This window comes from Rhodococcoides fascians A44A (assembly GCF_000760735.1).
Classification (GTDB): Bacteria; Actinomycetota; Actinomycetes; order Mycobacteriales; family Mycobacteriaceae; genus Rhodococcoides; species Rhodococcoides fascians_E.
In genome coordinates this window covers 125,847-149,742 of sequence record NZ_JMEX01000007.1, presented here as the reverse complement: position 1 = coordinate 149,742, position 23,896 = coordinate 125,847, and the positions used below count along the sequence as shown (strand labels likewise).

At 62.8% G+C, this 23,896-nt stretch carries 19 protein-coding genes; 8 read left to right on the top strand and 11 right to left on the bottom strand.

Annotated elements, in window-relative coordinates; translation table 11 throughout:
- Positions 1–35: 35 nt before the first annotated feature.
- Together BH95_RS11125 and BH95_RS11120 are read right to left on the bottom strand one after the other, a co-directional pair.
- A complete protein-coding gene (locus tag BH95_RS11125) occupies positions 36–1,724 on the bottom strand; it encodes a DEAD/DEAH box helicase (RefSeq protein ID WP_167336903.1) in 1,689 nt (562 codons plus the stop codon).
- The gene (locus tag BH95_RS11120) at positions 1,721–6,634 is read right to left on the bottom strand and encodes an AAA domain-containing protein (RefSeq protein ID WP_037182154.1); all 4,914 of its coding nucleotides are present in this window, start codon (positions 6,632–6,634) and stop codon (positions 1,721–1,723) included. The genes BH95_RS11125 and BH95_RS11120 overlap by 4 nt, the downstream gene beginning before the upstream one ends.
- Positions 6,635–6,988: 354 nt before the next feature.
- On the opposite strand from BH95_RS11120, the gene BH95_RS11115 reads away from it, so the two are divergent.
- Positions 6,989–8,593, top strand: coding sequence for an alpha/beta hydrolase (locus tag BH95_RS11115; protein WP_037182151.1), 1,605 nt, complete (start codon positions 6,989–6,991; stop codon positions 8,591–8,593).
- A 1,065-nt stretch (positions 8,594–9,658) separates the two neighbouring features.
- On the opposite strand, the gene BH95_RS28745 is transcribed toward BH95_RS11115, so the two are convergent.
- Both BH95_RS28745 and BH95_RS11110 read right to left on the bottom strand, forming a co-directional pair.
- On the bottom strand, positions 9,659–9,919 hold the full coding sequence (locus tag BH95_RS28745) for a hypothetical protein (protein ID WP_157773057.1): 261 nt from the start codon (positions 9,917–9,919) through the stop codon (positions 9,659–9,661).
- A 95-nt stretch (positions 9,920–10,014) separates the two neighbouring features.
- On the bottom strand, positions 10,015–10,998 hold the full coding sequence (locus BH95_RS11110) for a hypothetical protein (protein ID WP_037182148.1): 984 nt from the start codon (positions 10,996–10,998) through the stop codon (positions 10,015–10,017).
- 401 nt (positions 10,999–11,399) lie between these two features.
- On the opposite strand from BH95_RS11110, the gene BH95_RS11105 reads away from it, so the two are divergent.
- Positions 11,400–11,666: a colicin immunity domain-containing protein gene (locus BH95_RS11105; RefSeq protein ID WP_037182145.1), complete on the top strand. Its 267-nt coding sequence runs from the start codon at positions 11,400–11,402 to the stop codon at positions 11,664–11,666.
- 231 nt (positions 11,667–11,897) lie between these two features.
- Here BH95_RS11105 and BH95_RS27780 read toward each other — a convergent pair whose 3' ends face one another.
- The 4 genes from BH95_RS27780 to BH95_RS11080 form a co-directional block, all read right to left on the bottom strand.
- Positions 11,898–12,665, bottom strand: coding sequence for an Ltp family lipoprotein (locus BH95_RS27780; RefSeq protein WP_080737995.1), 768 nt, complete (start codon positions 12,663–12,665; stop codon positions 11,898–11,900).
- Positions 12,666–12,705: 40 nt separating this feature from the next.
- Entirely contained in the window at positions 12,706–13,215 is a 510-nt protein-coding gene (locus BH95_RS11090; RefSeq protein WP_244164930.1) for a hypothetical protein, read from the bottom strand.
- 243 nt (positions 13,216–13,458) lie between these two features.
- Positions 13,459–14,079: a maleylpyruvate isomerase family mycothiol-dependent enzyme gene (locus BH95_RS11085; protein ID WP_052060020.1), complete on the bottom strand. Its 621-nt coding sequence runs from the start codon at positions 14,077–14,079 to the stop codon at positions 13,459–13,461.
- A gap of 91 nt (positions 14,080–14,170) precedes the next feature.
- Complete coding sequence (locus BH95_RS11080) at positions 14,171–14,884, bottom strand: GntR family transcriptional regulator (RefSeq protein WP_196248663.1); 714 nt, start codon at positions 14,882–14,884, stop codon at positions 14,171–14,173.
- Positions 14,885–14,993: 109 nt separating this feature from the next.
- Here BH95_RS11080 and BH95_RS11075 point away from each other — a divergent pair, with 109 nt between their 5' ends.
- From BH95_RS11075 to BH95_RS11050, 6 genes are all read left to right on the top strand, one after another.
- Positions 14,994–15,713 (top strand): phosphonatase-like hydrolase, encoded by a 720-nt coding sequence (locus tag BH95_RS11075; protein WP_037182141.1) that lies wholly within the window; start codon positions 14,994–14,996, stop codon positions 15,711–15,713.
- Positions 15,714–15,748: 35 nt separating this feature from the next.
- On the top strand, positions 15,749–16,717 hold the full coding sequence (locus BH95_RS11070) for a phosphate/phosphite/phosphonate ABC transporter substrate-binding protein (protein WP_037182140.1): 969 nt from the start codon (positions 15,749–15,751) through the stop codon (positions 16,715–16,717).
- Positions 16,718–16,719: 2 nt separating this feature from the next.
- Positions 16,720–17,520, top strand: a complete 801-nt coding sequence (phnC, locus tag BH95_RS11065; protein ID WP_037182139.1) for a phosphonate ABC transporter ATP-binding protein — start codon at positions 16,720–16,722, stop codon at positions 17,518–17,520.
- Positions 17,521–17,579: 59 nt separating this feature from the next.
- A complete protein-coding gene (gene phnE / locus BH95_RS11060) occupies positions 17,580–19,100 on the top strand; it encodes a phosphonate ABC transporter, permease protein PhnE (RefSeq protein ID WP_371828320.1) in 1,521 nt (506 codons plus the stop codon).
- Positions 19,076–20,101 carry a zinc-binding dehydrogenase gene (locus tag BH95_RS11055; protein ID WP_037182132.1) on the top strand — a complete coding sequence of 342 codons (1,026 nt, stop codon included), beginning with the start codon at positions 19,076–19,078 and terminating at the stop codon, positions 20,099–20,101. The genes phnE and BH95_RS11055 overlap by 25 nt, the downstream gene beginning before the upstream one ends.
- Before the next feature lie 62 nt (positions 20,102–20,163).
- Positions 20,164–20,937, top strand: coding sequence for an 8-oxoguanine DNA glycosylase OGG fold protein (locus BH95_RS11050; protein ID WP_020112777.1), 774 nt, complete (start codon positions 20,164–20,166; stop codon positions 20,935–20,937).
- A 12-nt stretch (positions 20,938–20,949) separates the two neighbouring features.
- Here the strand turns inward: BH95_RS11050 and BH95_RS11045 are convergent, their stop codons facing one another.
- From BH95_RS11045 to BH95_RS11035, 3 genes are all read right to left on the bottom strand, one after another.
- The gene (locus BH95_RS11045) at positions 20,950–22,014 is read right to left on the bottom strand and encodes a GGDEF domain-containing protein (RefSeq protein WP_052060019.1); all 1,065 of its coding nucleotides are present in this window, start codon (positions 22,012–22,014) and stop codon (positions 20,950–20,952) included.
- A 206-nt stretch (positions 22,015–22,220) separates the two neighbouring features.
- A complete protein-coding gene (locus tag BH95_RS11040; protein ID WP_244164928.1) occupies positions 22,221–22,631 on the bottom strand; it encodes a hypothetical protein in 411 nt (136 codons plus the stop codon).
- A gap of 64 nt (positions 22,632–22,695) precedes the next feature.
- Entirely contained in the window at positions 22,696–23,892 is a 1,197-nt protein-coding gene (locus BH95_RS11035) for an ABC transporter substrate-binding protein (protein ID WP_037182130.1), read from the bottom strand.
- Between the last annotated feature and the right edge of the window lie 4 nt (positions 23,893–23,896).

The window sequence follows — 23,896 nt, the reverse complement described above, 5'->3', positions numbered from 1 at the left end:
CAACACTGAGCTTTCAGCACCACCGGGCCTGTTTATCAAGCGCCACTCACTTGCGCCAGTTGACGCCCTGCCTCCCTCTCCAACGATTTCAACCCCCGCTTCTCGAGGCTCTCGATGAGCATCTTCTTCAGCTTCATCTCCGCTGCTACCTGCGACAACGTCCGCGGCTTCGCCCCGTCGATGCCATACCGCCTGATCAACACAGACGCCTCCCGCACATCGATCGCAGCCAGGCACCGCAGGATCCCGTCGAGCTGATCCGGTGTCCCATACTGCACCTCTGAGAGAATCTCCTTCACCGTCCGAGTCCGCGCCGCAGAGACCGTCGTCGGCACCATCTTCGACTGCGGAATCACGATGGGCTCGATCGGTGTCGGCTCCACCGGCGGCTTCGGCAGAATCGGCACCGACTGATCCAACCAACTCGCCAACACCGCGCCCGCATCAGCCAACTCGACGTCCACGACCTCCTCGGCCACACCCGTCAACTCATCCAAAAACGCCTCATGCGCCCCCAGAGACGGATCCTCGTTCGTCCCCGCCACGTACATGATTACGAACGCCGCAGGGCGACCATCAGGCTTGAGCCGCAGAATCCGGCCCATCCGCTGAATCATCTGCCGCTTCGACGAACTGCTCGCGATGATCACCCCGACATTCACCGCTGGCACATCGATACCCTCGTCCAACACCCGCGGCGCCACCAAAGACGTCAGCTCACCACTACGGAACTGCTTCAGAATCCGCGTCCGACCTACCCGATCCAAATGACTCGAATACTGATGCGCCGCCACCCCGCCCGCCTTGAGCAATTCCGCACCCTTCGCCGCAGACTCCTTCGTCTCCGAGAACACGATCGAGCGCTCCGACTTCCCCAGCCCCGGCGTGATCGCCGCCAACGCCTGCAACTTGCCCTCACAGTCCGCCAACAGTGCCCGCCGCTTACTGAACGCCGACAGATACCTACTCGCCACCCGGCTCGCCGGCAGATGCCTCTCCTTGCTCAAATCCACCGCGCTCTTCATGAACTCACCGAACGGATCGGCAGCACAGCCATAGTCGTAGATCAGAGTTTTTCGCAGCGACTTCGCCTTCTCGTCCAAGTCCCGGAACTTCGACGCCTCGTCCGCGGAGAACGGCACCGCCACCGTCATCACTCGCACCGGCGCCAGGATCCCGTCACGTCTCCCCCGCGCCGCATCGCAGCCCTTGACCAGGTTCTCGAAGTACGGCATCAGGTGCGTGTCGACACCGTCGTCCTGACGCTCCAACGTCGCCGTCAACCCGAGCCGCTCCTCGAACCGATTGATCAGCACCTTCGCAAACGAACCGGCCCCGTAGCGATGTACCTCGTCGGCAACGAGCAGGGCACCGGTCCGTGGCATCGGTGCTCCCGGGCGGATCGCCGACTGAATCGTCGTGATCAACACGTCGTACTGACGGAACGTGTCGTTGTGCCCGTTCCCCCGCCGCCCGATCCGCACACTCGGCAACGCCTTCACCATCGCCGTGTACCACTGCTCGAGCAGATCGATACTCGGCACCACCACCAACACCTGACGACCACGACTCACCGAGTCCAGCGTCGCCGCCAACCCCACATGCGTCTTCCCGGTACCCGTGACCGCCTCGACGATCGCGCGATGGCCCGACGACACCCACGCATCGAACGCTTCCTTCTGCCAGTCCCGTAAACCCTCGGACCGGTTCACCACCTGCGTCATAGCGTCAACCCCTGCGGCCGCACCCATTCCTCCACACCATCGCGTTTACGTCTGACCAGCTTCCGAGTCACCACCAGGTCAGCCAACAACTGATCCGCCTTCGTCCCCGACAACCCCGTCACCCTCTGACACCGCTCCAACGTCAACGGCGCAGTCGGCCTCGCCGCGGCAATCGCAATCTCCCGCGCCCCTGCCCACGATGCAACCGGCAACGCATCCAATTCGGCCTGCAATGAACGACTTCCGGACACCACGGCGGGCTCACTCACCACACCAGATGTACGACGCTTGCGCGGCATCACGTCCGGCGTCGGAGCCGGCGGCCTCTTCTTCGATGCTCTCAGCGCATCGTCGCGAGACGTGATCTCCGCAAGTGCTTCCTGGACGGCCTCGGGTGTGACTTCACAGTCCTCGACGGTCTGGGCGACGGAGAACTTGTTGCGCTTCTGCGAATACCGAATGGCCGCAATGAGGTCCTCGCGCGGCATCGTCCGAGCCGTTTTCGGTTCGGGCTCGACGGGAGCCTCGTCCTCGGCGTACTCGAAGTGTTCCTCGGGTTCGTCCAGGTCCTCGGGCTCGTCGGTTGTCTCGATGACCTCGGGCAACGGCGCAAGATCGACATCGACTGTCCGCGACGGCGCCGGCTCTTCGCCGATCGCGAGCTCGATCACCTCGTCGTCGGCATCGGCATCGTCGGCGTCACGGACAAGCTCGATCGGCGACCACGATGACGGCCCGGCACCCTCGACGACCACCGCCACCTCGTCGGGCAGGACGCCCACCGAGTCGAGGATCTCGGTGATGGTGTCGAGCACCCGCTCACGGTCGAGGGCGAAGTCCGACGCCCGCACACGATGGAACACCCATCCGCTGCGGCGCAGTTCGAACTCGCGCTCCATACGGTCCATGAGCTCGTAGGCGTCGACCTCGGTGTCGTCGTCGCATTCGATCGCCACGCGCACCGCAGCACCGGTGACGACGAGATCGATCGTCATCTCGTTGACGTCGACACGGGGGTTGACGTGATACCCACGCTCACGCAGCGCGAGGAAGACCTGCTGCTCGAAGAGCGATCCGAAGTCCGGATGCGGGCTGTTCGCCGAGACCGGCGTCGGCATCGCGGGCACTGGAACCGTCGGCGACGCTTCGACGTAGGACAGCAGCGACCGTCGTAGATCCGTCGCCGACAGGCTGTCGGCCGTGACGGAGTGGAACAGCCACAGCTGGTCCCGCGCACGCGAGGCAGCGACGTTGAACCGGCGCTTGAAGAGGTCGGCGGTCATTGCGTTCGACGACGAGCCGGGTGCGACGACCATCGACAGAAACATCACGTCGCGCTCGTCGCCCTGAAAATCGGGAGGGGTGCCGACGCGGATGCGGCGCTCGTCGATCTGCTCGGACGGAACACGCTCGAACAGCAGCGACCGAATCAGGTCCGCCTGCGCAGCACTTTGCAACACTGCGACGCCGAAGGTCTTGTCGATGTAGTCCGGTTCTGCGAGACAGACAACGAGCTGGTCGACGAGTGCCTGCGCCTCGGCCGGGTTCGTCAATCGAGTGCTCGAGCCGGCCGTGGTGGCGTCGTCGACAAAGGTACTGCGCAGCGGGGCAAGCCGATCCGCTCCGAACTGCCGCACGGGCACGAGCGGCATGTCCCTGTAGAACTGCGTGGACGACCACTCGATGATTTCCGGCATGCATCGGTAGTGCTCGCGCATGCGGACGATGTCGCCGAACCGTGCACGCAGCAACGTGAACAGACTCGACTTGGGAGTAAGCATCATGCGGGTGCTGACCGGGACGTCCGAGAGCAGGTCGTCGAGCCGTTCCAGCACCGACTGCAGCGTGTAGTTTTTGATGCCGGGAGGGGCGCACTGCTTGTCGTCGCCGACGAGAATGATCTTCGGCGCGAGCCACATCAGCAGCAGGCTGGTGACCTCGGACTGGCTGGCTTCGTCGACGATGACGACGTCGAACGCGTTCTGCTGCGGCGGAATCGACGACAGCACCTGCGCCATCGGCATGACCCACGCCGGCACCACCGTCTGCGCGTCCTGCATCGCCGCACGAGCTGCGACGCGATACCGCTGCGCGAGGCTACTGGTGCCGAGCCCCGCGTTCGACATGTTTTCCTGGTAGGCGCGCAGCGCGGTGACCTCACGATTGGTCATGCGCTGCAAGCATTCCTGCCACGCCTGCTCAGCGGCGAGCTTGGCCGTGAGTGACGAGATCTCCGCGTCGAGGGCGTCGAGATCGTCGTCGAGGTTGTCGTTCTCGTCGGGCTGCTGGCGACTCTCCGCCCACTGCTTGGTCCACCGCCACGTCCACGCTGTGCCGAATGTGGTTGCCCGTGAGGCCCAGTCGGTGGCGCTGTTCTCGGACAATGCTCGCGCGAGGCTCGGTGCTTGCTCTGCCAGAACATCGAGAAGCCCGGCGTTCGCGACGGGCTGCAGGTCGTTCGCGAGGCGCTCGTAGGTGTCGGCGTCGGCGGATCGTAGGGCAGCGACCAGGTAGTCGGAGTTCGGTACCTCTCGGGCCAGGCGATCCGCCAGGACTTTGAGCGACGCACGTGCCGCGGAGGCGTCGGAGCTATCGGTGAGACCGGTGATCTCGTCGGCGAGGGCGAGCGCCTCGGCGAGGGTTGTCACCTGCGGCACCGAGGGCACGACGGCACCCAATGCTGCGACGAGCTCGTCGCGAGCGATCACGACGCTCCCTGTGGCGACGACCTGATTCCAGACCGTGCTGAGGGTGTCGACGAGCAAGCGACGGCCGTCGACGCCGGTACTGGGTAGTTCGATACCGATCGTGCGCAACAGGTTTGCCGCATCTTCGACGGCGACGAGCGACCGCAGGTGTTCGGCGACCAACCGCATCCCAGTTGCGTCCGTTGGGTCGATGCCGTCGACACTGGCTCGCGCGTCGAGCTGATCCACCGCCCGACGTGCGTCAGGACTTACCTGACCGGTCTCGTGGAGCCGCGCCAACGCGTCGAACGCGTTGAGTGCCTGACGCGACGTGACGGCCGTCGTGACCTGATGCGACCCGACGGCCGCGTGGGCGCTGACAGCGACAGACAGCATCGCCGAGACAGTCTGAGCGCGGGACCAGGCGGCCCCGAGCGAGCCCGCGAGAATGCCGTCGGCGAGAGTCCGATACGCCGGACCGAAGCTCTCGACGGCCCGCGCACGATCGGCGAGTGCCTGCGCGGACGGGCGGATGTAGTGGAGCTGAGTCTGATCGACGTCGTCGAGGGCCGGGAGCAGCCTGGGTGAGCTGTGGGCCCGTGCGCAGAGCGCGCGCACGTCGTCGATCGATGGCACGGCCGGGTTCGGTGCACCTCCCCGAAACAGGGACGCGAACGCTGCGTCGTCGAAGGGCGGCTGCTCGGCGTGCAGCGGGCCGGGGATCCAGCCAAGGTCCGGCTGCTGTGTGTTGAGTTTGCCGACGATCGTCGCGAGCGTGCCCGAGTAGGTGGGCGACGGCGTGTGGATCTCGGCCTCGGACGACCGGGCAACGCGCATCTGCTCTTTGAGCTTGTGGCGTTGCTCCTTGGCGCTGTAGCGCTTGCCGGTGAGCGCTTTGATCGTCTTGGCGGACTCGGCGGGGTCGAACGCGGCCTTGCGGTTTGCGATGGTCGAGACGCTCTCGTCGAGCTCGGCCGATCCCCCACGCGCCATATCTGTGACGGAGACGCAGAGGTCCTGCAGTTCACTGGGCAGCTTGTCCTTGAGGACGCGCAGCGCCTGTGCCTTTTCGCTGGTCACGAGGATGCGCTGACCCTGAGCCATCAACGCGGACATGAGGTTTGCGATGGTGTGGGTCTTGCCGGTGCCGGGAGGGCCTTCGACGACGACGCCGGTGTCGTTCATGACGCGGTTGTAGATGCCGGCCTGGGCGCGATTCGCGGGCAGCGGGAACAGAGGCTCGGCACTGGGTGTGTCGCTGATGTTGGCGGCGAGCCAGTCTGCGCGGGCGTTCTCGTCGTGGCCTTCGACGAGGTGCGAGAGCCCGACGGGCACAGGCGCGCCGTTGTCGAGCGCTGCGAGCATGGCGTCGTAGTACGACACCAGCGCGTAGGAGCCACGCTTGCGCAGAACGAGAGCGGGCGACATACGCAGGGTGTCTGCGGTGGAGGCATGAATGCTGGCGGGCTTGTCGTGATCGGCGATGACGGTCAGCGGCTGCGTCAGCGCTGAGGTGGCCCACTGGCCGAGCAACCGCGGAATGTCCGACGACAGCGACGACGAGACAAGCTCGGACAGGCTGCGGTGCAGCGACTTCGAGCCGGCGCGGTCGAAGCCCTTCAAATCCAGCAGAACCTGTACGTCTTCGAGTCGCGGCGTGCTGGCGGGCGCAACGGTGACCAGTAGATCTCCCGTCGAGTCCTCGCGGGTGATGCTGGCCTGCTGGGTGACGAGGTGTGTGGCGATCTGTTGGCCACCGACGGTGGCGTTCAAGTACCCGGAGGCGATGACGAGTTCGAATGCCTCGGGCTGGGTGCCGAGGTCGTGGAGCATGAGGTCGACGGATCGGAAGAGCTCGGCGAACGGGCGACGTGTGGCGTCTTCGAGAGCCCAGCCAGTCCACTCTCGAAGCCACTCGTGGGCCTCGGCGGGTGCGTGGGCTTTGACGGTGGGCGGGGTGGTGGTCTCGTCGATCCACGGTTCGAGTTCCGCAGGAAGGCCGGGTGGCTGCTCGATGCTGGTGCGGGGAATGCGAACCGCAACGTCACCGGGTGCGACATCGGTATTGACGTCGAGTGGGCGCGCATCGTCGAACAGCCACTCGACCCGGGCGTCGACGCCGTACTGGCGAATCGGCTTGGACTGAGCACCAACAGTCTCGCGCAGGAACTCGAGCAGGCGCCGTACGCGTCCGCGGAGTTCAGCGTCATCTGAAGCCGACATCGAATCCTCACATTTCGAACTTGGTTGAACAGGACTCAACCTATACGGGGCGGATGACAAACTTTGGACCGTCTGTATATGCAGAGTCCGGTTCTCTCGCGTGTAGCCGTAGACGAAAATGACTTGATCAGCGATGTTCGGAGGTACGCATCGCCTCCGGCTCTCTAGATCGGCGATCCGGGTGCAGAAAGTTCATTCACACGAATGACCGTGGATGACCACCTGGACATCTTGTCAGTGGCATGGCCTAGATTCGTGGCCGACGCGTTCCGTGACGAAGGTCGCCGCCAATCTGGAATTCCAGATCTGACGGTGTCTCGCGAACTTTCGAACAGACAGTAGGGGCAAACCTCGATGAAGTTAGTCTACTTGCACGGCGTTGGTTCGGGCGATACCAGCCAAGCCTGGCTCGATGCACTCAACGAGGCTATGACCGATCAGAATCTGCCGGCGATCGCCCCTGATGACGTCATCGCACCCATTTACAGCGATATTTGGGGACCGTCGGGCGCGGAGGCGGACGTTCCGAAACCAACCGTCAACACTGGCAAGGTTGACCAGTCGGCCGAACGGGCGGAATTTGTCAACCGACAGATCGAGGCTGCACGTGCGGTTGGCGCTGACCCGACTGCCCAAACCCTCGGCTTCCCGCTACCCGATCTCGGAGCCTCGAACCCGAAGTTGGCGGCCGTTTTGAACGCGATGCCGGACAAATTGTTCGCCGACGAAATCAAGCAGATTCAGGCATACGTCCGGCGCAAAGGAACGCGTGGTGCAGTACTGAGCCGCGTTCTGGGCGCAATTCCATCGCAGGGCGAAATAGTCATTGTGGGCCACAGTCTGGGAAGTGTTGTGACGGTAGATCTTCTGTCCAGACTCCCAGCCCAGATATCGGTCCGCGGCGTGATAACCATCGGAAGCCCAGCTCACACGGGGCTGTTTGCGGTGTCTCGCCGCGAGCTAATTGGTAACTTCCCTTACGAGCGGACCCATTCGTGGCTGAATTTCTTCAGTAGCCGCGATCCCGTCACGCGCGCACGAGGGTTGGCTACAGTGTTTGCCGACGTACAAGACATTCGCGTAAGTGTGGGAAAAGTCGGTCACAGTTCGGCCGCGTATCTAGCGCAGCCCTCAGTGGCGAGGGCTGTAGGCAGCGCATACCACCGATCTGCGTCAACGACACGCCGAACCAGACGGGTTACAACGGCGCTGACCGATGACGCAGCCGCGTTGGTGCTGGAATTGCATTTCAGGTACCGAGTCGCCGATACAATCAAGGATGCGAAGGTTAAGGCCCGTTTCACCGAAGCGATACGAATCAAACGCAGCGAATTGGTGGACGCGATATGGGCGGCAGATAAGGCCGGTCATCCACTCCCAAGGGAGCTGCACCTGCTTGCCCAAGGTGACACACCGAAGGTGCCCGACCATTGGACAACGGCAGGCATCATCGAGCAGCTCACCATCCTGACCCTGAGCGACCTCACCGCGCCCTTCGAGATCGATATCGCGGACACCACCTACAAGGCTCTGCCGGGATTCGTTGAAGAGATCGGGTTGACCCGCCAGTTCGGCGAGACGCTTAGCGGCGCAATCCAGTCCTTCAACAACAAACTGGCTAAACTGGCCAAGCCCGGGACGAATTGGCAACGCTGGGCAATCGCCGGAGCAGGTGTCGCGGTGATCGCGATTGCACCGATCGGCCTTATCGCGCTTGCGCCAGCTGGTGTGGCGGGAGCAGCGGGAATGACTGGCGGGCTCGCGGCGCTCGGCCCCGGCGGAATGGCCGGTGGGATAGCCACTATCGGCGGGATCGCCGGAACGGGTGCAGCCATTACTACCGCTGCCACTGTCTCTGGGCGTCAAGGCGACCATCGCTTGAGCTCAGAGGAGCTGTTGCTCGCAGTCGCCGTTGCCTACGCCCAGAAAAGTCTGGGGCACGTCTTCGATAAAGAATAGTGGTTCAAAGCCTCGGACGCAGCGGCCGAGGCATCCGCACTGATCAACACAATCGAGGTACTCAGTGATCCAAAAGCACCTTCGCTGACTGCGATGATCGCCGAGCGAGATTTGACCCAGAACTTAGTGCAATTCATGGATTTGAACGATATGGCACCTGCGGAGGTGTCGCAGATCGACCTCGCCTGACACCGACCACCGCCGACGCATCGAAGCCGCCTCTAAATTCGGACAGTTAACCAGCTCCTCCTGAGCCGTCGCGTGATTCATGCGAAGGTCTGATGGGAAACGGTCATACGTCAGTCACACCCGCTATGAAGGGAAATCACCTTCAGCCCGCATGGACGGGTGCTTGAGACCGCCGACGCATAAGCTTCCCAGGGATCGCCGTACAGCTTGAACGGGTTGCCCAGTTCACGAGTCAACTGTTCACCGTCGGGGTAATTCGGCCCAAAACCTCAGGTTTCGTTCGTCGCCGGCGACTACGAACGCCGGTCGTCGGCGATTGCCTCGCGTCGGCCGTTCTAACAATGGGGCAGATTCCTGCCTAGCCACGCCACCGCAGCATCGATCGTCGACCGACTGCTGCACCACGCCTCATCGAAGTTACCGACGGCGAGTCCTTTTGCATGAAAGATTCACAACACCGAACGGGCGCCCCGGACCAAGCAGGAACATCGGCACGAGGTGGGTACTTTTACTTGGCCACCAGCGGAGACTTCACGTTGACTGTTGACACCGCAGCGGCAGCCTGTACACGTCATTGACGAGAGGCAACCGCGGAAACTAGTCGTCGTTTTCGCCAAACCCCTCCCGAAGGCGTTGGGAAGGGTAAAAGTGACGCCGAGTTTCGATCCCCTGTGGTGTGCAGCGCGTAGGCGCATCGCTTACCGTCGTCACTACCAGATCGCCGGTGAACTCTTAGCTCCATTTAACGCGAGACTGGCCGCTGCCAGTGACTCGACGGACAACGGAACAGATTCGCAAAGCTCGCCGCTAATTCCTGCCAGCGTAAACCGACGCGCCGTACGAAGTCAAAAGGACTGCCCGCACTCTCTCAGATCGTCACGAGTTCCTCGCGCGCACCCTCAGGAAAACTGCAGCGACACCGCAGATTACGCCTAAAGCTAACCAGGTGGTGTCCTTGAATATCACCCAGTACTCATCGTCAGCAACCCGACTCTCTTCATTGAACGGGTTGCGATCCCAGGAAAGATCTGGAGCGATGTGAAAAATGAAGCTGAACAGCGCCAGAACCAAAAAAGCGCATGCTAGGTAGGTCGCCAACTTTCCATAGAATAGTAAAGCGTTCGCATTATTGGACACAGAATTTCCTTTACCATTTGGTATTATCGCAAGAGCATTATTCTGTTCTCGAAACTAGGCAACGATGCAAACTATAGACTGCGCAACGACGCCAACTATCGTGAATATTTATACCGCGTTTCGATGCTGCGCAGTTGCTTGGCGATTTCCTTCTCCTGATATGCAGATTCCTTGGCCGCACGTAGAAGTTCAGTATTTTGTGCAGCTGAAGCGGTAGCATATGCATCGATACTGTTCCGCTGTCCGTTGACCGAGCTCGACAGTGAACTAAAATTTCGATTAAGAGAGTCGACGCGGGATCCGAGCGAAAAAATCTCGCGTGAGATTGAGGTAGACATTTCACTAACGGCAGACTGCAAATCAGCGAAGCCGGCCGACATGATTTTGTTGCCTCGCCAACCCTCGAATATTTGAGCAAACTCAATATCGCCTAGCGCTCGGCGAGTTTTTCTCTCCATCGCCCCATAGATCGTCTTGTAGGAGTTCATTGCTTCGACAGATTCTGAACTAATCGGAAACGGAGAAAGATTACCATCGAAACTAAGTATCAACTTCTCATACTCATTCGCACCTCGCTTTATGTCTTCAATTATTTTTTCAAATTCAGTCAATTTCACGGCGCATCCCTCGATTGAATTCCAGAATGGGTTGTAGACCCGTTCCGCCCAGTCGTTGTCTGCCGAAGACAAGCACATACCGGCCTGATCGAGCAGGCCAGGTAGACGATCCAGAGAATCCAATGTTCGGGAGCGAATCCTCTCCGCGCTTTCCAGAATAAACTGCTGGTCGGCAAGGTGATTATCGATTTTACGCTGCTGCTCCATCAGCGCAGATTCTCTTTCGCGGCTTTTCCGCAACTCTTCATGTTCCATTTTATTGGCAGTACTCGACAACCGGCCACAGATAAAAGACACTATTCCCGCGACGAATGAAAGCATGAACCAGACGGCGCCTGTTGCGATCAACCAGATGTCCGTGAACAAATAATAACCCAAGCTAAGAATCATCATGCCCAAGCACGCAATGCTGGCGAAGAAGGCGAAAGTTGAAATTGCTGACAGATTCTTCGAATTGGGCATTGAGCGGCCTCCATTTGATTTCTCCGACTGAACGTGCCGAGATAACTGGTAGGGTATCAGGCACTTGGATGCTGGATGAGATACAGCTTGTCATTCAGATGAAGTATTTTCCGTAAAGCCCAACCCGAGGGTGGCGTGACGGTATGTGCAGTGTCGTAGCGGATTGCGTCGTCGAGTGCCCCACCGAGCCCAGTTCCGATCGCTCATCTTCCTGGCGTCACCGGACTCAAGAAGCAGACGCCGCGCTACCGACCGGGTGGCGGGACCGGGCCCCAGTTCCGATCCATAATGCTTTGCAGCCTGTTCCCCGAACGTATAGATCGACAGTCTGCAGCGGGCGCACTCTTCAGCGGCTTTCTCTCCGCACCCCATGGAACCGTTTCGGCCCACAGGAAGTCTTCGTGATGGACCCGTCCAGCAAACCCGAGCCGAGCAAGATCTTCAGACCCGTGTATGAAGCCCTCGGAGTAGGCCAACTTTCTGCGGACGAATTCGAGTCTCGGTACCTGAAGTTGGCCAAGACCACCCTGGGTAGGCTCGCCCCGGCGGGCTCCGTACTTATCAATCAGCTATTCACCGACGTCGACGCCTTCGTCGCCGACCACCGACTGCAGGACGAGGACGATCTCGACGAAAACCATTATTCGATTGTGCGCGTATCGCTTTGAATCGACTGATCCAACTCCGAGACACCTGTGGGACACGCGCGCCGCATAGGCACTGTGTCCGGACATGCGAACTCACCGGCTCCGGTCAACCGTTCATCCGCCAGTTCAGCAACACCATCGCTCCACGACACAAGTGACAGCCGAGATCGCTGCCCACCGATCGCCCCAACGATTCGATGACCGAGTATCCCGGCAGTGTGCCTCGAAGCGCGACGTCACCCACCCACAACGTCAGAGCCCAACGCTATCGACACCGAATGCCGCCTCGTCGTAGCTGAAACCCTCGAATACCAATTGATCGATGAGCCCCTGACGAGAGAAGGACGTGAAGTCGAGGTAACTTTCGGCGCTGCCTGCGGCCTGCTCGTACCAATCGGGTGCGATGTAGTCCACGGCGAAGGTGGCGTCCGAGGTCGAGTAGTCCTCGAATTCCAGCTGATCGATCAGACCCTGTCGCGAGAACGAGCTGAAGTCGAGGTAGTCCTCAGCCGAACGGACGGCGTTTCTCTGTGCGGCACTCATCGACGGCGCGGCAGGTGCGGCTTCTGTGGTGACTGCCTCGATCGTCCGAGTCGGTTGCGGTACGACGGGAGCAACCGGCTGGGCAGGGATCGGTGACGGCTCGGTCGTGGTAGTTGTCGGAGCGGCCGTCGTCGTCGGAACGGTAGTAACGGGCACCTGACTCGTTGTCGTGGGCGCCGCACTGCTTACCTGCGTCGACGTGGCGCTGTTGGCAACCGATTCGACGTCGGCGCTCTTCTGCTGAGATCCGATCGCTCCCACAACGACGATGAAAGCCACCGCCGCGCCGACGATCCACGGCCACTTCTTGCGAGTGGGCGTCGCGGACCCGGGTGCTGCGAACGATCCAGTTGCCGGCGACGACGAGAGTGGCCCAGCGGGCTGCGGCTGCAGCGCGGACGTCCACTGCTGGCCGTCCCACCAGCGCATCTGCCCGGAACCTTCGGGGTCTGGATACCATCCAGCGGGTGTATTCACAGCTACTCAATACCAATCGGTAGGTTATTCGTTACACAACTCAGCAGTTGTTCGGCTCGTCGACCTTCACTACCGAGAGCACCGCATCGCCCTCTTGGATCGGTACTCCTACGCCCGGGGTCTGTGCCACGACGATCCAGTTGGAGTCGTTGACCTGCATTCGTCCAGCGCCGGTTGCATCCTCACTTCGGGACAAGAACACTCCTGCGTCCTGAATGAGGTTCTGCGCAGCCTGGAGGTTCATGCACACAACCGGTGGCATGAGGACGGGCGCAGCGACAACTTCGGGCGCTGGAGCAACCGGCGGTTCAGCAGCCGGAGGAAGACTCGTCTCCGTCGTCGTGGTCGCTGTCGTTGTGGGCGTCGGGGTGGTGGTAGCCGGAGCCGACTCCGTGGCCGAAGCCTCGCTCACCGCCGTGGTTTCACCCGACGAGCTACAACCAGCCATGACACCAACGAACGCCAGCCCGGCGCCTGCAACGGCAACCGACCGTGCGATTCGACTGAAGGGGCGGCCTTCGACAGCGGCCAGGGACCTGTTGAACGACATGTTTTCTCGACCTTTCGATGTCCGCGCGTGATCGCAGCGGAAGTGACTCGACATAGATCGCAGGCGTGCGTCATCCGTTACAGGGTGCGAAAACTACAACAACGGATCATCGAAGTTCGCCAGCGCTATGCCCGCTGGCATGCATTCGGCTGTGCTTCCGGGGGGGGGAGGTAAGGGCACCCGCGACGCGACGCCTCGGCTAGCTGCGGCACATGCCTTTACCGCCTGAAACGCCTCGACAGCCTATTCAGCACGCTTCAGGTGCTGGTCGACTGATTCGCGGCCGGTGAGGAGGAGGACGAGACGCCGGGCGGGAAGGGTGATTTCCGGGCCCTTTCCGATGCGAAAGTCCATGTCCGACGCCACGGCGGTGTGTCCGCGCAGATCGACGCCGAAGTGTTCCATTCGGTTCTTCGTTTTGATGACATTCAGCGTCGTCAGCAATTGCTCCGGAGTGGCGGTGTGGGGACGGCCGAGCCCCTCGGTGAGATCGAGTCCGTGAATGACGTCGTGACAGAAGGAGTCCGCGAGGTCCCCGCCGGGGACCTTCCACTTGGTGGAGACGTTGGCGTGCAGCACCTCGACCAGCTGGGCGCGCGTCATACGCTCGATGTCCCGGCGCGCCAATCGGTCTGCCGCACGGTCGAAGTCTCCCCGCGCCGAGATCATCGCCATCATCAGCCTGGGCAGTCCGATTCTGAAGGGCATGGACAGGTGCGCCGCCAGATGTTCGACGGTCCAGCCGTCGCACAAGGTCGGGTGCGTCCACTCCGTCTCGCTCAGACTGCCGAGCAGCTCCGCAGTAGCTGTTCGCTGGTCCCGTGTCATGCAGACGAGTTTCTCGTCGGTTACGTTCTCGGTCACGCCGGTCTACTCCTTGCCGCTGTTTCGGGTGGTGTAGGGGTGTCGACCCCTCCCCCGCCGAGAATTCATCGCGGCCGAGAGAAACGTCAGCTCAGGCGTCCATTTCCGCGGTGAAGGTCATGCGGTCCCCGCGGTAGAGGGAGCGTCTCTGTTCGATGGGCATACCGTCCTTGTCGAAGGACACCCGATTGAGCAGGAACATCGGCGTCCGGGTGTCCACCGTGAGCAGAGCTGCTTCCCTGGCGTCGGGCAGCACTGTTTCGATGGTGTCGACGACCCGACCGAAAACGACTCCACGGGTGCGTAGTTCGGCGTAGAGCGAGACGCGGTAGTCGAAGGTCTCCACCAGACCAGGAATCCGATACTCCGGAATGCGCGTGGTTTCGAGGCCGACGCGCGTCCCGTCCGTCGTGAACACACGCTCGAGCTGGACGACCGCATCACCCGGTTCGATCTGCAGCAGCTCGGCAGTGTCGTCGTCGGCCTTGCTGACGGTCCAGCCGACGAGGATACGGGTTGCCGACAGCCCCTTGTCACGCGCCGCTTCGGTGTATGAGCCGATGGCAAGTGGCAGAACCACTTTGGGCGCGGCGACCACGGTGGCCCGGCCTCGACGCTCGACTCGCCCGGCTACCAACAACTCTCGCATCGCCTGCCGCAGCGTCTCCCGCGATACCCCGTGCCGCTCGGCCAGATCGCGCTCGGATGGAAACGGGTCGCCCGGCGACAGATCGTCGAGCAGCGCGTCCAACTCGCGGCGCACGACTTGATGCTTGAGCACCCGAGGTTCCGAGTCATCGACCATGACCTGACCATAGCAGCAATTGGTCTAGACCTAAGTTGTCGAGAGTCGTTCACGTACCGTTCATGCCAGCAACACGCATTGGTCTATACCAAACGACATTGTCTTCCTCATGCCCAACGCCACCAGCCTCGCCCACCTACCGTCGGCCACCGAACGCACCCTCCCCGTCGAGCTCGTCGTCATGGATATGGCAGGCACCACCGTGTCCGACGACGGCCTGGTCCTCGCGTCGTTCGACGCCGCCGCGACCTCGGTGCACCTCCCCGAGACCGGCCCCGAACGCGAGGACGCGCGCCGATACGTCCTCGACACCATGGGCCAGTCCAAAATCGAGGTGTTCCGCGCACTGTTCGGCGACGAGGACCGCGCCCAGGCCGCGAACTCTGCATTCGAAGCCGCCTATGACGCACGGATCGACAGCGGCGTGACCGCCATCGCCGGAGCAGCCGACGCCATCACACGACTACGAGACACCGGCACCAAAGTCATTCTCACAACAGGCTTCTCGCCAGCAACTCAGGAGCGGATCCTCGACACGCTCGGCTGGAAGAACATCGCCGACGCGTACCTCGCGCCCGGTGACGCCGGCCGCGGGCGTCCGTTCCCGGATCTGGTCTTGACGGCCGCACTACGCGCGCAGGTCAGCGACATGACGGCCGTGACCGTCGTCGGCGACACCTCCAACGACATCGACTCCGGGCGACGCGCAGGCGCCTCGATGCTCGTCGGCGTCCTCACCGGTGCGCACTCGGAAGACCAACTGCGCGCTGCCAATCCCACGCACGTACTCCCCAGCGTCGCCGATCTCCCCGCTCTTCTCCTGCACTGACTCCCCCACAGACCTCGAGAACGGACATCACCGCCATGATCACTCTCGCTTCCCGCCGCGCCGGCATCGCCGCCGCCCTCTGTTCGGTGACGGCCCTCGTCGCAGCAGGCTGCTCCAGCTCCGGCGCCGACGCCACCACCGAGCAAGGCTTTCCCGAAACCATCACGCTGGCAGCCATTCCCGCCGAGAACTCCACCGACCTGCGAGCCAGCTACGACCCGGTGATCGAGCGCCTTCAGCGCGAGACGGGCGCCACCGTCGAGTTCGTCCAAGCCTCGGACTATGCAGGCGTCGTGGAAGGTCTGATCGCCGGCAACGTCGACCTCGCGTTCTTCGGACCGTTCGCTTACGTGGTCGCCGGAATCAACGGTGCCGAGATGACGCCGCTGGGCGCCGTCGTCCAGGACGAAGGAACCCCACCCGGATACCAGTCCTATGGAATCACACGCTCGGACAACACGTCCGTCAACTCCCTCGCCGATTACGCAGGCAAGAAGGTGTGCTTCGTCGACCCGAGTTCCACATCGGGATTCCTGTACCCGTCCGCGGGTCTCATCGAGGAAGGCGTCGTCGCCTCGGGATCCGAGGGCGATATCTCCGCAGGCGTCACGCCGATCTACGCGGGCGGTCACGACGCATCGGCGCTCGCCGTGAAAGCAGGCGACTGTGACGCCGGATTCGCGTTCGACACCATGGTCGACCGGACGATGATCGACAACGGCGAACTCGCACCCGGTGAACTGAAGACGGTGTGGAAGTCCGAGACGATCGCCGGATCCTTGTTCGCAGCCAACAACGACCTCGGCACCGAGGCGATCGACAAGCTGAAAACGATCTTCAGCGAGGGCATGAACTCCGACGCCTTTCTCGCCGACGGCATCTGCTCCGAGGAATGCCGCATCACCGACGAAGACGCCTGGGGCGTAGTGCCCGCCCAGGACAGCGACTACGACGGCGTCCGCCACGTCTGCGACGTGACCGGCTCCGAGAAGTGCCAGGGCTGACCATGTCTCCCCTGATCGAGCGCAAGGACATCGTCGTCAGCGCACACGATGTCACCAAGACATTCGGGACCACGACAGCACTGAAGAACGTCAACCTCGACGTCCACCGCGGTGAAATGCTGGTGCTGCTGGGTCTTTCGGGGTCCGGCAAGTCCACGCTGCTGCGCTGCATCAACGGTCTGCATCCCATCACGTCGGGAAACATCACCGCCCTCGACACCCGAGTCGACCTGGCATCCCGACGCTCGGTGCGCGACCTCCGCAAGAAGGTCGGCTTCATCTTCCAGCACTTCAACCTCGTCGGACGTCTGAGCTGCCTCGAGAACGTTCTCGTCGGCGGTCTCGGAAGGCTGGTCGTTCCACGCTACGGCGCAGTGACCTATCCCAAAGCGATGCGCGCCGAGGCACTTCGATGCCTCGACCGCGTCGGACTCGCCGACTACGCCGAGCGCCGCGCCGACACTCTGTCCGGCGGTCAGCAGCAACGCGTCGCCATCGCTCGCACGTTGATGCAGCGGCCGAGCATCGTCCTCGCCGACGAACCCGTCGCATCGCTCGACCCGGAGAACGCCGGAATCGTCATGGACCTGCTGCAACGCGTCTGCACCGAGGAGAAGCTGACGGTGGTGTGCACCCTGCACCAGGTCGACCTCGCGCTCGGGTGGGCACACCGACTCGTCGGGCTGCGCGACGGCGAAATAGTTCTCGATCGACCGGCCGCAGGACTGGCACGAGAAGACATCATGCCGATCTACCAGCGGATCGCCCCGGAGGAAGACACACGCTCGGCGGCGAAGCGGTGACCGTCACCCTGGAACCGAAAACCGAACCCCCACAGACCGAGTCCCGACGACGGTGGCTTCTGCCGTCACTCGGCGCGATCGCGGTCGTGCTGACGCTCCTGTCCGCCGGCTACATCGATTTTGCACCCGCCGCGCTCGTCGACGGGCTCGAAGACGTGCAACGGCTGCTCGGCCGAATGCTCCCACCCCGCGTCGACGACACCGGCCGCATCGTCTCGCTCGCCTTCGACACCCTGTTGATGGCAGTGCTCGGCACCGTTCTGGCCGCCATCGTCTCCGTACCACTGGCGTTCCTCGCGGCACGCAACACGACGCCGCACCCGATCGTCTACAGCGTGGCGCGCGCGATCATCACCTTCTGCCGCGCGATGCCCGACCTGCTGTTCGCCGTCCTGTTCGTCCGTGCTCTCGGAATCGGTGTGTTGCCGGGCATTCTCGCCCTCGCACTGCATTCGATCGGCATGCTCGGCAAGCTGTTCGCCGACGCCATCGAGGAAGCCGACAGTGGACCACGCGAAGCCGTGCGCGCCACCGGCGTCGGCTACGTCCGAGAAATGATAAATGCTGTTGTTCCGCAGGTAGTTCCCGCATGGATCGCAGCGTTCGTCTACCGGATCGACATCAACCTCAGGATGTCCGTCGTGCTGGGATTCGTCGGCGCGGGTGGTATCGGTTTTGCTCTGCAGGATGCCCTGCGCGGGTTGATCTATCCGCGTGCGCTCGGCATCGTTCTCGTCATTCTCGCCATCATCGCGGCGATGGAGTTGGCTGCCATCCTTCTGCGGCGAATGCTGCTCGTCCCGTCGGCGGCGGGACCCGCTCGTGATCGCGCCATGAAGATAGGCGCGTCGGCCGTTCTGATCGTCACCACTATTGCGTCCTTCGTCGTCCTGGAGCTCGACCCCAGGTCGCTGTTCACCTGGATCGGTCCGTCGATCGAGGTGTTCGGCCGCATGGTCCCACCGGACTTCTCCTCTCTCGGTGCAGATCTCGTCGACGCCACCGTGCAGACCATCGCGATCGGAATCGTCGCCACCGCCATCGGCATCGTTCTGTCCATCCCGGTCGGCATCCTCGCCGCACGCAACGTCACTCCCCATCCAGCGGTGTACTGGCTGGCCAGATCATGGATCCTGCTGGTCCGCGCCGTACCGGAGCTCATTCTTGCGGTCGTGTTCGTCGCAGCCCTCGGCCTGGGCCCGGTTGCCGGCACGTGCGCGCTCGCGATCGGCTCCGTCGGGTTCCTCGGAAAACTCGTCGCCGACGCGGTCGAGGAGATCGACTCCGGTCCGCTCGAAGCGGTATCGTCCGTCGGCGGTGGCTGGTGGAACAAGATCGTCAATGCGGTCGTGCCGCAGGCCGTTCCGTCGATCGTCGGATCGAGCCTGTATCTACTCGACGTCAACATCCGCACCTCCACCATCCTCGGAATCGTCGGTGCAGGCGGAATCGGATTCCTGTTGTTCGAGTCGATACGCACACTCAACTTCGACGTGGCAGGCGCAATCGTCCTCGTCATCTTCGTCGTCGTCTACGCAGTCGAAAGGATTTCCGGATGGATCAGGTCACTCCTCGTCTGACGCAGGCAGCGGTATGGACGCCCGACGGCATCGACATACTGACCCTCGAGATCCCGGAACTCGCGCCGGGAGACGTTCTGGTGGAGGTCGCCCTCGCCACCGTGTGTGGGAGCGACCTGCACACGGTGACGGGTCGACGCCCGGCGGCGTGCCCGTCCGTTCTGGGGCACGAGGCCGTCGGGACGGTGGTTGCGGTCGGCGACGACGCGTCGGCCTCGGTCGGTGACCGGGTGGTGTGGTCGGTGACCGTGCCCTGCGGACGATGCGCGCGCTGCACGTCGGGATTCACCGCAAAGTGCGTCGACGTACGCAAGGTGGGGCACGAATCCGCCGTCGGCGAGTGGGCTTTGAGCGGTTCCTACGCCCGGCACATCGTGTTGCCGAAGGGCACCGCCATCGCGCCCGTACCCAAGACGATGCCCGACGCCGTGGCCGCGCCCGCGGCATGCGCGACGGCGACCGTGATGGCGGCGCTCCAGGCCGCGGGCGACCTGACCGGACGACGGGTGCTGATCTACGGCGCGGGAATGCTCGGCATCACCGCGGCCGCCGCGTCGGCTCATCGAGGTGCAGTGAGCGTGTTCGTCGTCGATCACAATCCTCAGCGGCAAAGTCACGCCCGTGCTTTCGGCGCCATCGACGACGACGATCAGTCCGTGGACGTGGCAATCGACTTCACCGGCGCTGCGGCAGCGGTACAAGCCGCGCTCGGAAGACTCGACACTGGTGGACGACTCGTTCTGGCCGGCTCGGTCACCCCCGGCCCACCGATCACCGTCGACCCCGAACGCGTCGTGCGCGGATGGTTGACCATCACCGGCGTGCACAACTACGAGCCGCACCACCTGCCCCAGGCCGTCGACTTCCTCCATACAACCGGTGATCGATATCCCTGGGCCGAACTGGTCGACGCCCCGGTACCCCTCACCGAACTCGCACGCGTCCTCGTCCCGACACGACCGGGCATACTCCGTGCATCCGTGGCTCCCGGCACTTCCTGAAGTCTTCGGCGCGGCTCCCGGCGTCGACCGAACGTGTCGGTGCCCGGTGCCAAGATATCGGCATGTCACAACTCGACGACGGATTCACACCGCCGAAGGCCTGTGTTCAGTGGTGCCAGTTGCGCAGCTACGAGTTGCAGGTTCTCGACGACGGCGTCGAGGTGGATCTCGATTGGTGGAATTTGCATCTTCGCAACGCGGGCCATGACATCCGCCTGCGCGGACGCGACCTCGACGGCGCCGTCGTCAGCGACGGTTCGGCCATCGTGCAGCGCAACGATCTACGCGTCGGGACCGCCCTCGTCGTGGGTGATCAGCCGTCGCTCGGTCTGCTGTTCTTGTGCGCGGCATGGCAGGGTGGGCACAGGAACCGCAAGTCGAAACGACGTTTTCCCGACGTCCAGAACCCGCACCTCAGCCGGCCGGACGAAGACCCGTTCGCGAAAACCCGGGCCGTCTTGGACCGGTGCATACGAGACCGCATCGTTCCCGAGCTACCAGGCGGCTCGTGGTCCGGCTGGCCGGACACACCCGGTGTCGGGATGTCACTGATGGCCACGTTCCTGTGGGCCACCGAGACGTCCGTCGAGCGCGGCAAGGCTCAGCTCATCGACCAGTACGGCGTCTCGACGCTCATCCACGAGGGGTGGCTGGAGGATCCCGCGGTCACCGGATTCACCCGCAAGCGGTACGAGCGCTACGTCGAACTGCTCACCCGCTGGGCGTCGGACATCGGTACCCGCCCCGAACTGGTGGAGATGTGGCTCGTCGAACGGTGGAACGCCCGTCGGCGAGAGGCGCGCGAGGGCCGATACGCGGAGCCAACTCTGTTCTGAAGTCCACCCGCGTCACAGATTCGTCGGTCGAGTGTCGTCGACGTGAATGGAGTTTCCGCCGGCCTTCTTGGCCGTGTACATCGCGGCGTCGGCCCTGTCGCAGGCACGCCAGAGATCCTCGACCGACGAGCGGGCCGGCAGCCGTGCAACACCGATGCTCACCGTCGTGCTGCCCGCTCGTCCCTTGTCCAGGTGGACGAGGAGCCGCTGTGCCCGCGCAAGCGCCTCGGCGTCATCCGCCTCGACCAGGATCAGAAATTCCTCTCCCCCGATCCGCGCCGACAGTGCAGGCGCCGGGAACTCCGCGTACAGGGTGCTCGCGATGTCTCTGAGCACCATGTCGCCGTGAGCATGCCCGTAGCTGTCGTTGATGCCTTTGAAATCGTCGAGATCGACGATCATCAGGGAATCAGGGCCCCGCACGCGCTCGGCGAACACGGAATCGAACCCACGCCGATTCAACAGACCGGTCAGCGGGTCGTAGAACGCGGACGCAGCATCACGCCGAAGCAACAGCAAAAGCATGTGCGCGAGGATTGGCGCCGAAAACAGCACGAGCGTCAGGACCACGAGGTACGCACACGCCAGCACCACATCGGCATCCGGCGACGTCAACGCTTCGGTGAACAAGATCCCGACCGTGGTGACCGACAGAACTTGATGAGCAACGAACAGCTTCGGGCTGTGGAACGTGACGATGTAACTGCCGATGACTCCCAGAGCAGCCGCACACGGTAGAGCCACGAACGGATCCTGCAACGACAGGAGCAGCACGACAGCACCGATTTCGAGATAGCCGACGAACACTCGCGACATCGTCCGCGAAAGCCAGGACCGGCGGAGCCACACCAGGGCGATGACCATCGCGGTCGCCGCGAGCGAATACGCGATCACCCGCCCGTTCCCATCTGGCACACCGGCAGGGGTGTGCGCCGCCAACACGCACAGCACTGCATACAGTCCGCACCACGACGACACCGCCCAGTTGGCATTGCGAAGAAGCGGATCCCGTCGGTGATACGCAACGGTCCAGTCGTAGTCGGCGGGGTGATACCACCATCGCAAAAACTGTCGCATCGTCCTCAGGCACGCCCTCTTGCAGATCCCATGGATCACCGCAGCTCGGAACGCTGCCGAGCCGACCCCTCGTGCCCGCAGTGACGTGAACCAGTCAACCAGAGTTGTCCGGCGTGAGCGACCACGGCGCAATGCACTGAAGGCACGGTGTCGTCACCCCGAGATGACGGTACGTCCGGACTCGACGAAGGGGTCCTTCAGGTCGATCACATCGGGGGAAGGATTGCGCTGATTCTGGACCACGCAGTGAGGTCGACCCACGACGGGTTGGCCTGCTGAGGTGACCGGAAAACTTCCAACTCGGGGAAGGCAGTAAGTCGCTCCGCAAGAATGGGTTCGTCGAACAGCGAGATGTCCGTAGGCACCTTCCACTGCTCACCCGGCACCGCAGCACCGGTCAAGCGACCGGCTCCCCACACACCGCGCCGCCGAGGGCCACTGACCCAGAACAGAACCGGGTGGCCCTCGGCCATCAAGCGAGTTCGATAGTTGTCCGCAATGCACCACCATTCGTGTGCCTTGCCCGAGGCAACCATCGGCGCAAGATCGGTGGAAGCGGGATTGCACTTGATCACCCAGGCCCCCAATGTGTCGAGGGTAATCGGGCGCTGGTTCACCGCTACGAGGATAGTTGCCGTCGGGCCCGAAGCCGATTGTGGACGAGGCGCCTGAATCAGTCGCCTACTGAACCGGCGTCTTCTCGAACGCGCTGAACGGAGTGGGACTGTCCACGTGCAGTTCACCATCGGCGATGTGACCGGCGAACGCCCAGAGGTTGGCCTGGCGCGGAGCGGTGAGTACCGGTCCGTCCTGGATGGTGAAGTCGATCGGGTGCAGTACGTCGGTCTGGAAGTCCGTCAGGTTCAGGGCATGCTCACGGAAGGTGTCGCGGTCGACGGTGTCGAGCTTTCGTGCCTCCTGCGCGAACGTCCATACGGCGAGCCAGTCGGTGCTGACGCTGCCGTCGTGCGGGGTCTTGACCTTGCCCTCGGGGTCGTACTTTGCCAGCTGGTCCTCGTACTCCTTCCAGGTGGCGAACAGCTCCGCGTCCTCACCCTTCTCGAGCGCAACGGAGTTCTCGATGCCGGAATCCGAGATCACCTTGATGGTCGCGTCCTCCATCACGTTGTTGCTCAGCACCAACGGAATCCGCAGGTTCTGCTCCACCGCTGCCTGTAACAGTGCAGTCAGCTTCTCCGGCGTGTAGATCATGCCGCCCCACACATCCGGGTTCGCCGCCTTGATCTTGGCGATCACCGGCGCGTAGTCGGTTGTATCCGGCGCAATCTCGATGATCTCGACGTCGTCGACGCCTGCGTTCTTGTAACCGAGCTTCGCGTTCTCGATGTACGGCGTGTTACCCGCGTAGGCGACGTACACGGCCTTTTTCGGCTTGAAGCGGGTGCCGCCGAGGTAGGTGCCCTGCGCGGCACCGGCGCAGTTGAGTGCTGCGATCATCGAGAGCTCGTTGTCGACGTCGGCTGCCGCGCAGCCCATCGGGAACCAGTTGACGACGCCTGCCTGCTTCCCGATCTCGGCCAGGCCGTCACCGCTGTTGCCACCGATGAACGCGACGACGTTGTCCTCGTTGACGAGCTTGCGCGCACCCGCGATGACATTCGCGGGCTGCCCCTTGGTGTCGTAGACGATGACGTTGAGGTTCTTGCCGTTGATACCACCCTGATCGTTGATCGCCTTCTCGGCGATCTCGGCGACAAGTGCGGGATCCTGGAACGCCGTCGCCGACGACGACAGCGGTGCGATGAACCCGACGTTGATGGTGTCGTCGCTGGATTCATCGTTGCCGGAGCATCCGGCGGCGAGGAGAGAGAGCGCGGATACGGCGATGATGCCCGCGCGGAACTTGACTGTGAACATGGTT

Coding starts and splice junctions, on each gene's coding strand:
- BH95_RS11125 (WP_167336903.1), bottom strand. CDS start 1,724: ATGACGCAGGTGGTGAACCGGTCCGAGGGTTTACGGGACTGGCAGAAG.
- BH95_RS11120 (WP_037182154.1), bottom strand. CDS start 6,634: ATGTCGGCTTCAGATGACGCTGAACTCCGCGGACGCGTACGGCGCCTG.
- BH95_RS11115 (WP_037182151.1), top strand. CDS start 6,989: ATGAAGTTAGTCTACTTGCACGGCGTTGGTTCGGGCGATACCAGCCAA.
- BH95_RS11110 (WP_037182148.1), bottom strand. CDS start 10,998: ATGCCCAATTCGAAGAATCTGTCAGCAATTTCAACTTTCGCCTTCTTC.
- BH95_RS11090 (WP_244164930.1), bottom strand. CDS start 13,215: ATGTCGTTCAACAGGTCCCTGGCCGCTGTCGAAGGCCGCCCCTTCAGT.
- BH95_RS11080 (WP_196248663.1), bottom strand. CDS start 14,884: ATGGTCGATGACTCGGAACCTCGGGTGCTCAAGCATCAAGTCGTGCGC.
- BH95_RS11075 (WP_037182141.1), top strand. CDS start 14,994: ATGCCCAACGCCACCAGCCTCGCCCACCTACCGTCGGCCACCGAACGC.
- BH95_RS11070 (WP_037182140.1), top strand. CDS start 15,749: ATGATCACTCTCGCTTCCCGCCGCGCCGGCATCGCCGCCGCCCTCTGT.
- phnC (WP_037182139.1), top strand. CDS start 16,720: ATGTCTCCCCTGATCGAGCGCAAGGACATCGTCGTCAGCGCACACGAT.
- BH95_RS11055 (WP_037182132.1), top strand. CDS start 19,076: ATGGATCAGGTCACTCCTCGTCTGACGCAGGCAGCGGTATGGACGCCC.
- BH95_RS11050 (WP_020112777.1), top strand. CDS start 20,164: ATGTCACAACTCGACGACGGATTCACACCGCCGAAGGCCTGTGTTCAG.
- BH95_RS11045 (WP_052060019.1), bottom strand. CDS start 22,014: ATGCGACAGTTTTTGCGATGGTGGTATCACCCCGCCGACTACGACTGG.
- BH95_RS11035 (WP_037182130.1), bottom strand. CDS start 23,892: ATGTTCACAGTCAAGTTCCGCGCGGGCATCATCGCCGTATCCGCGCTC.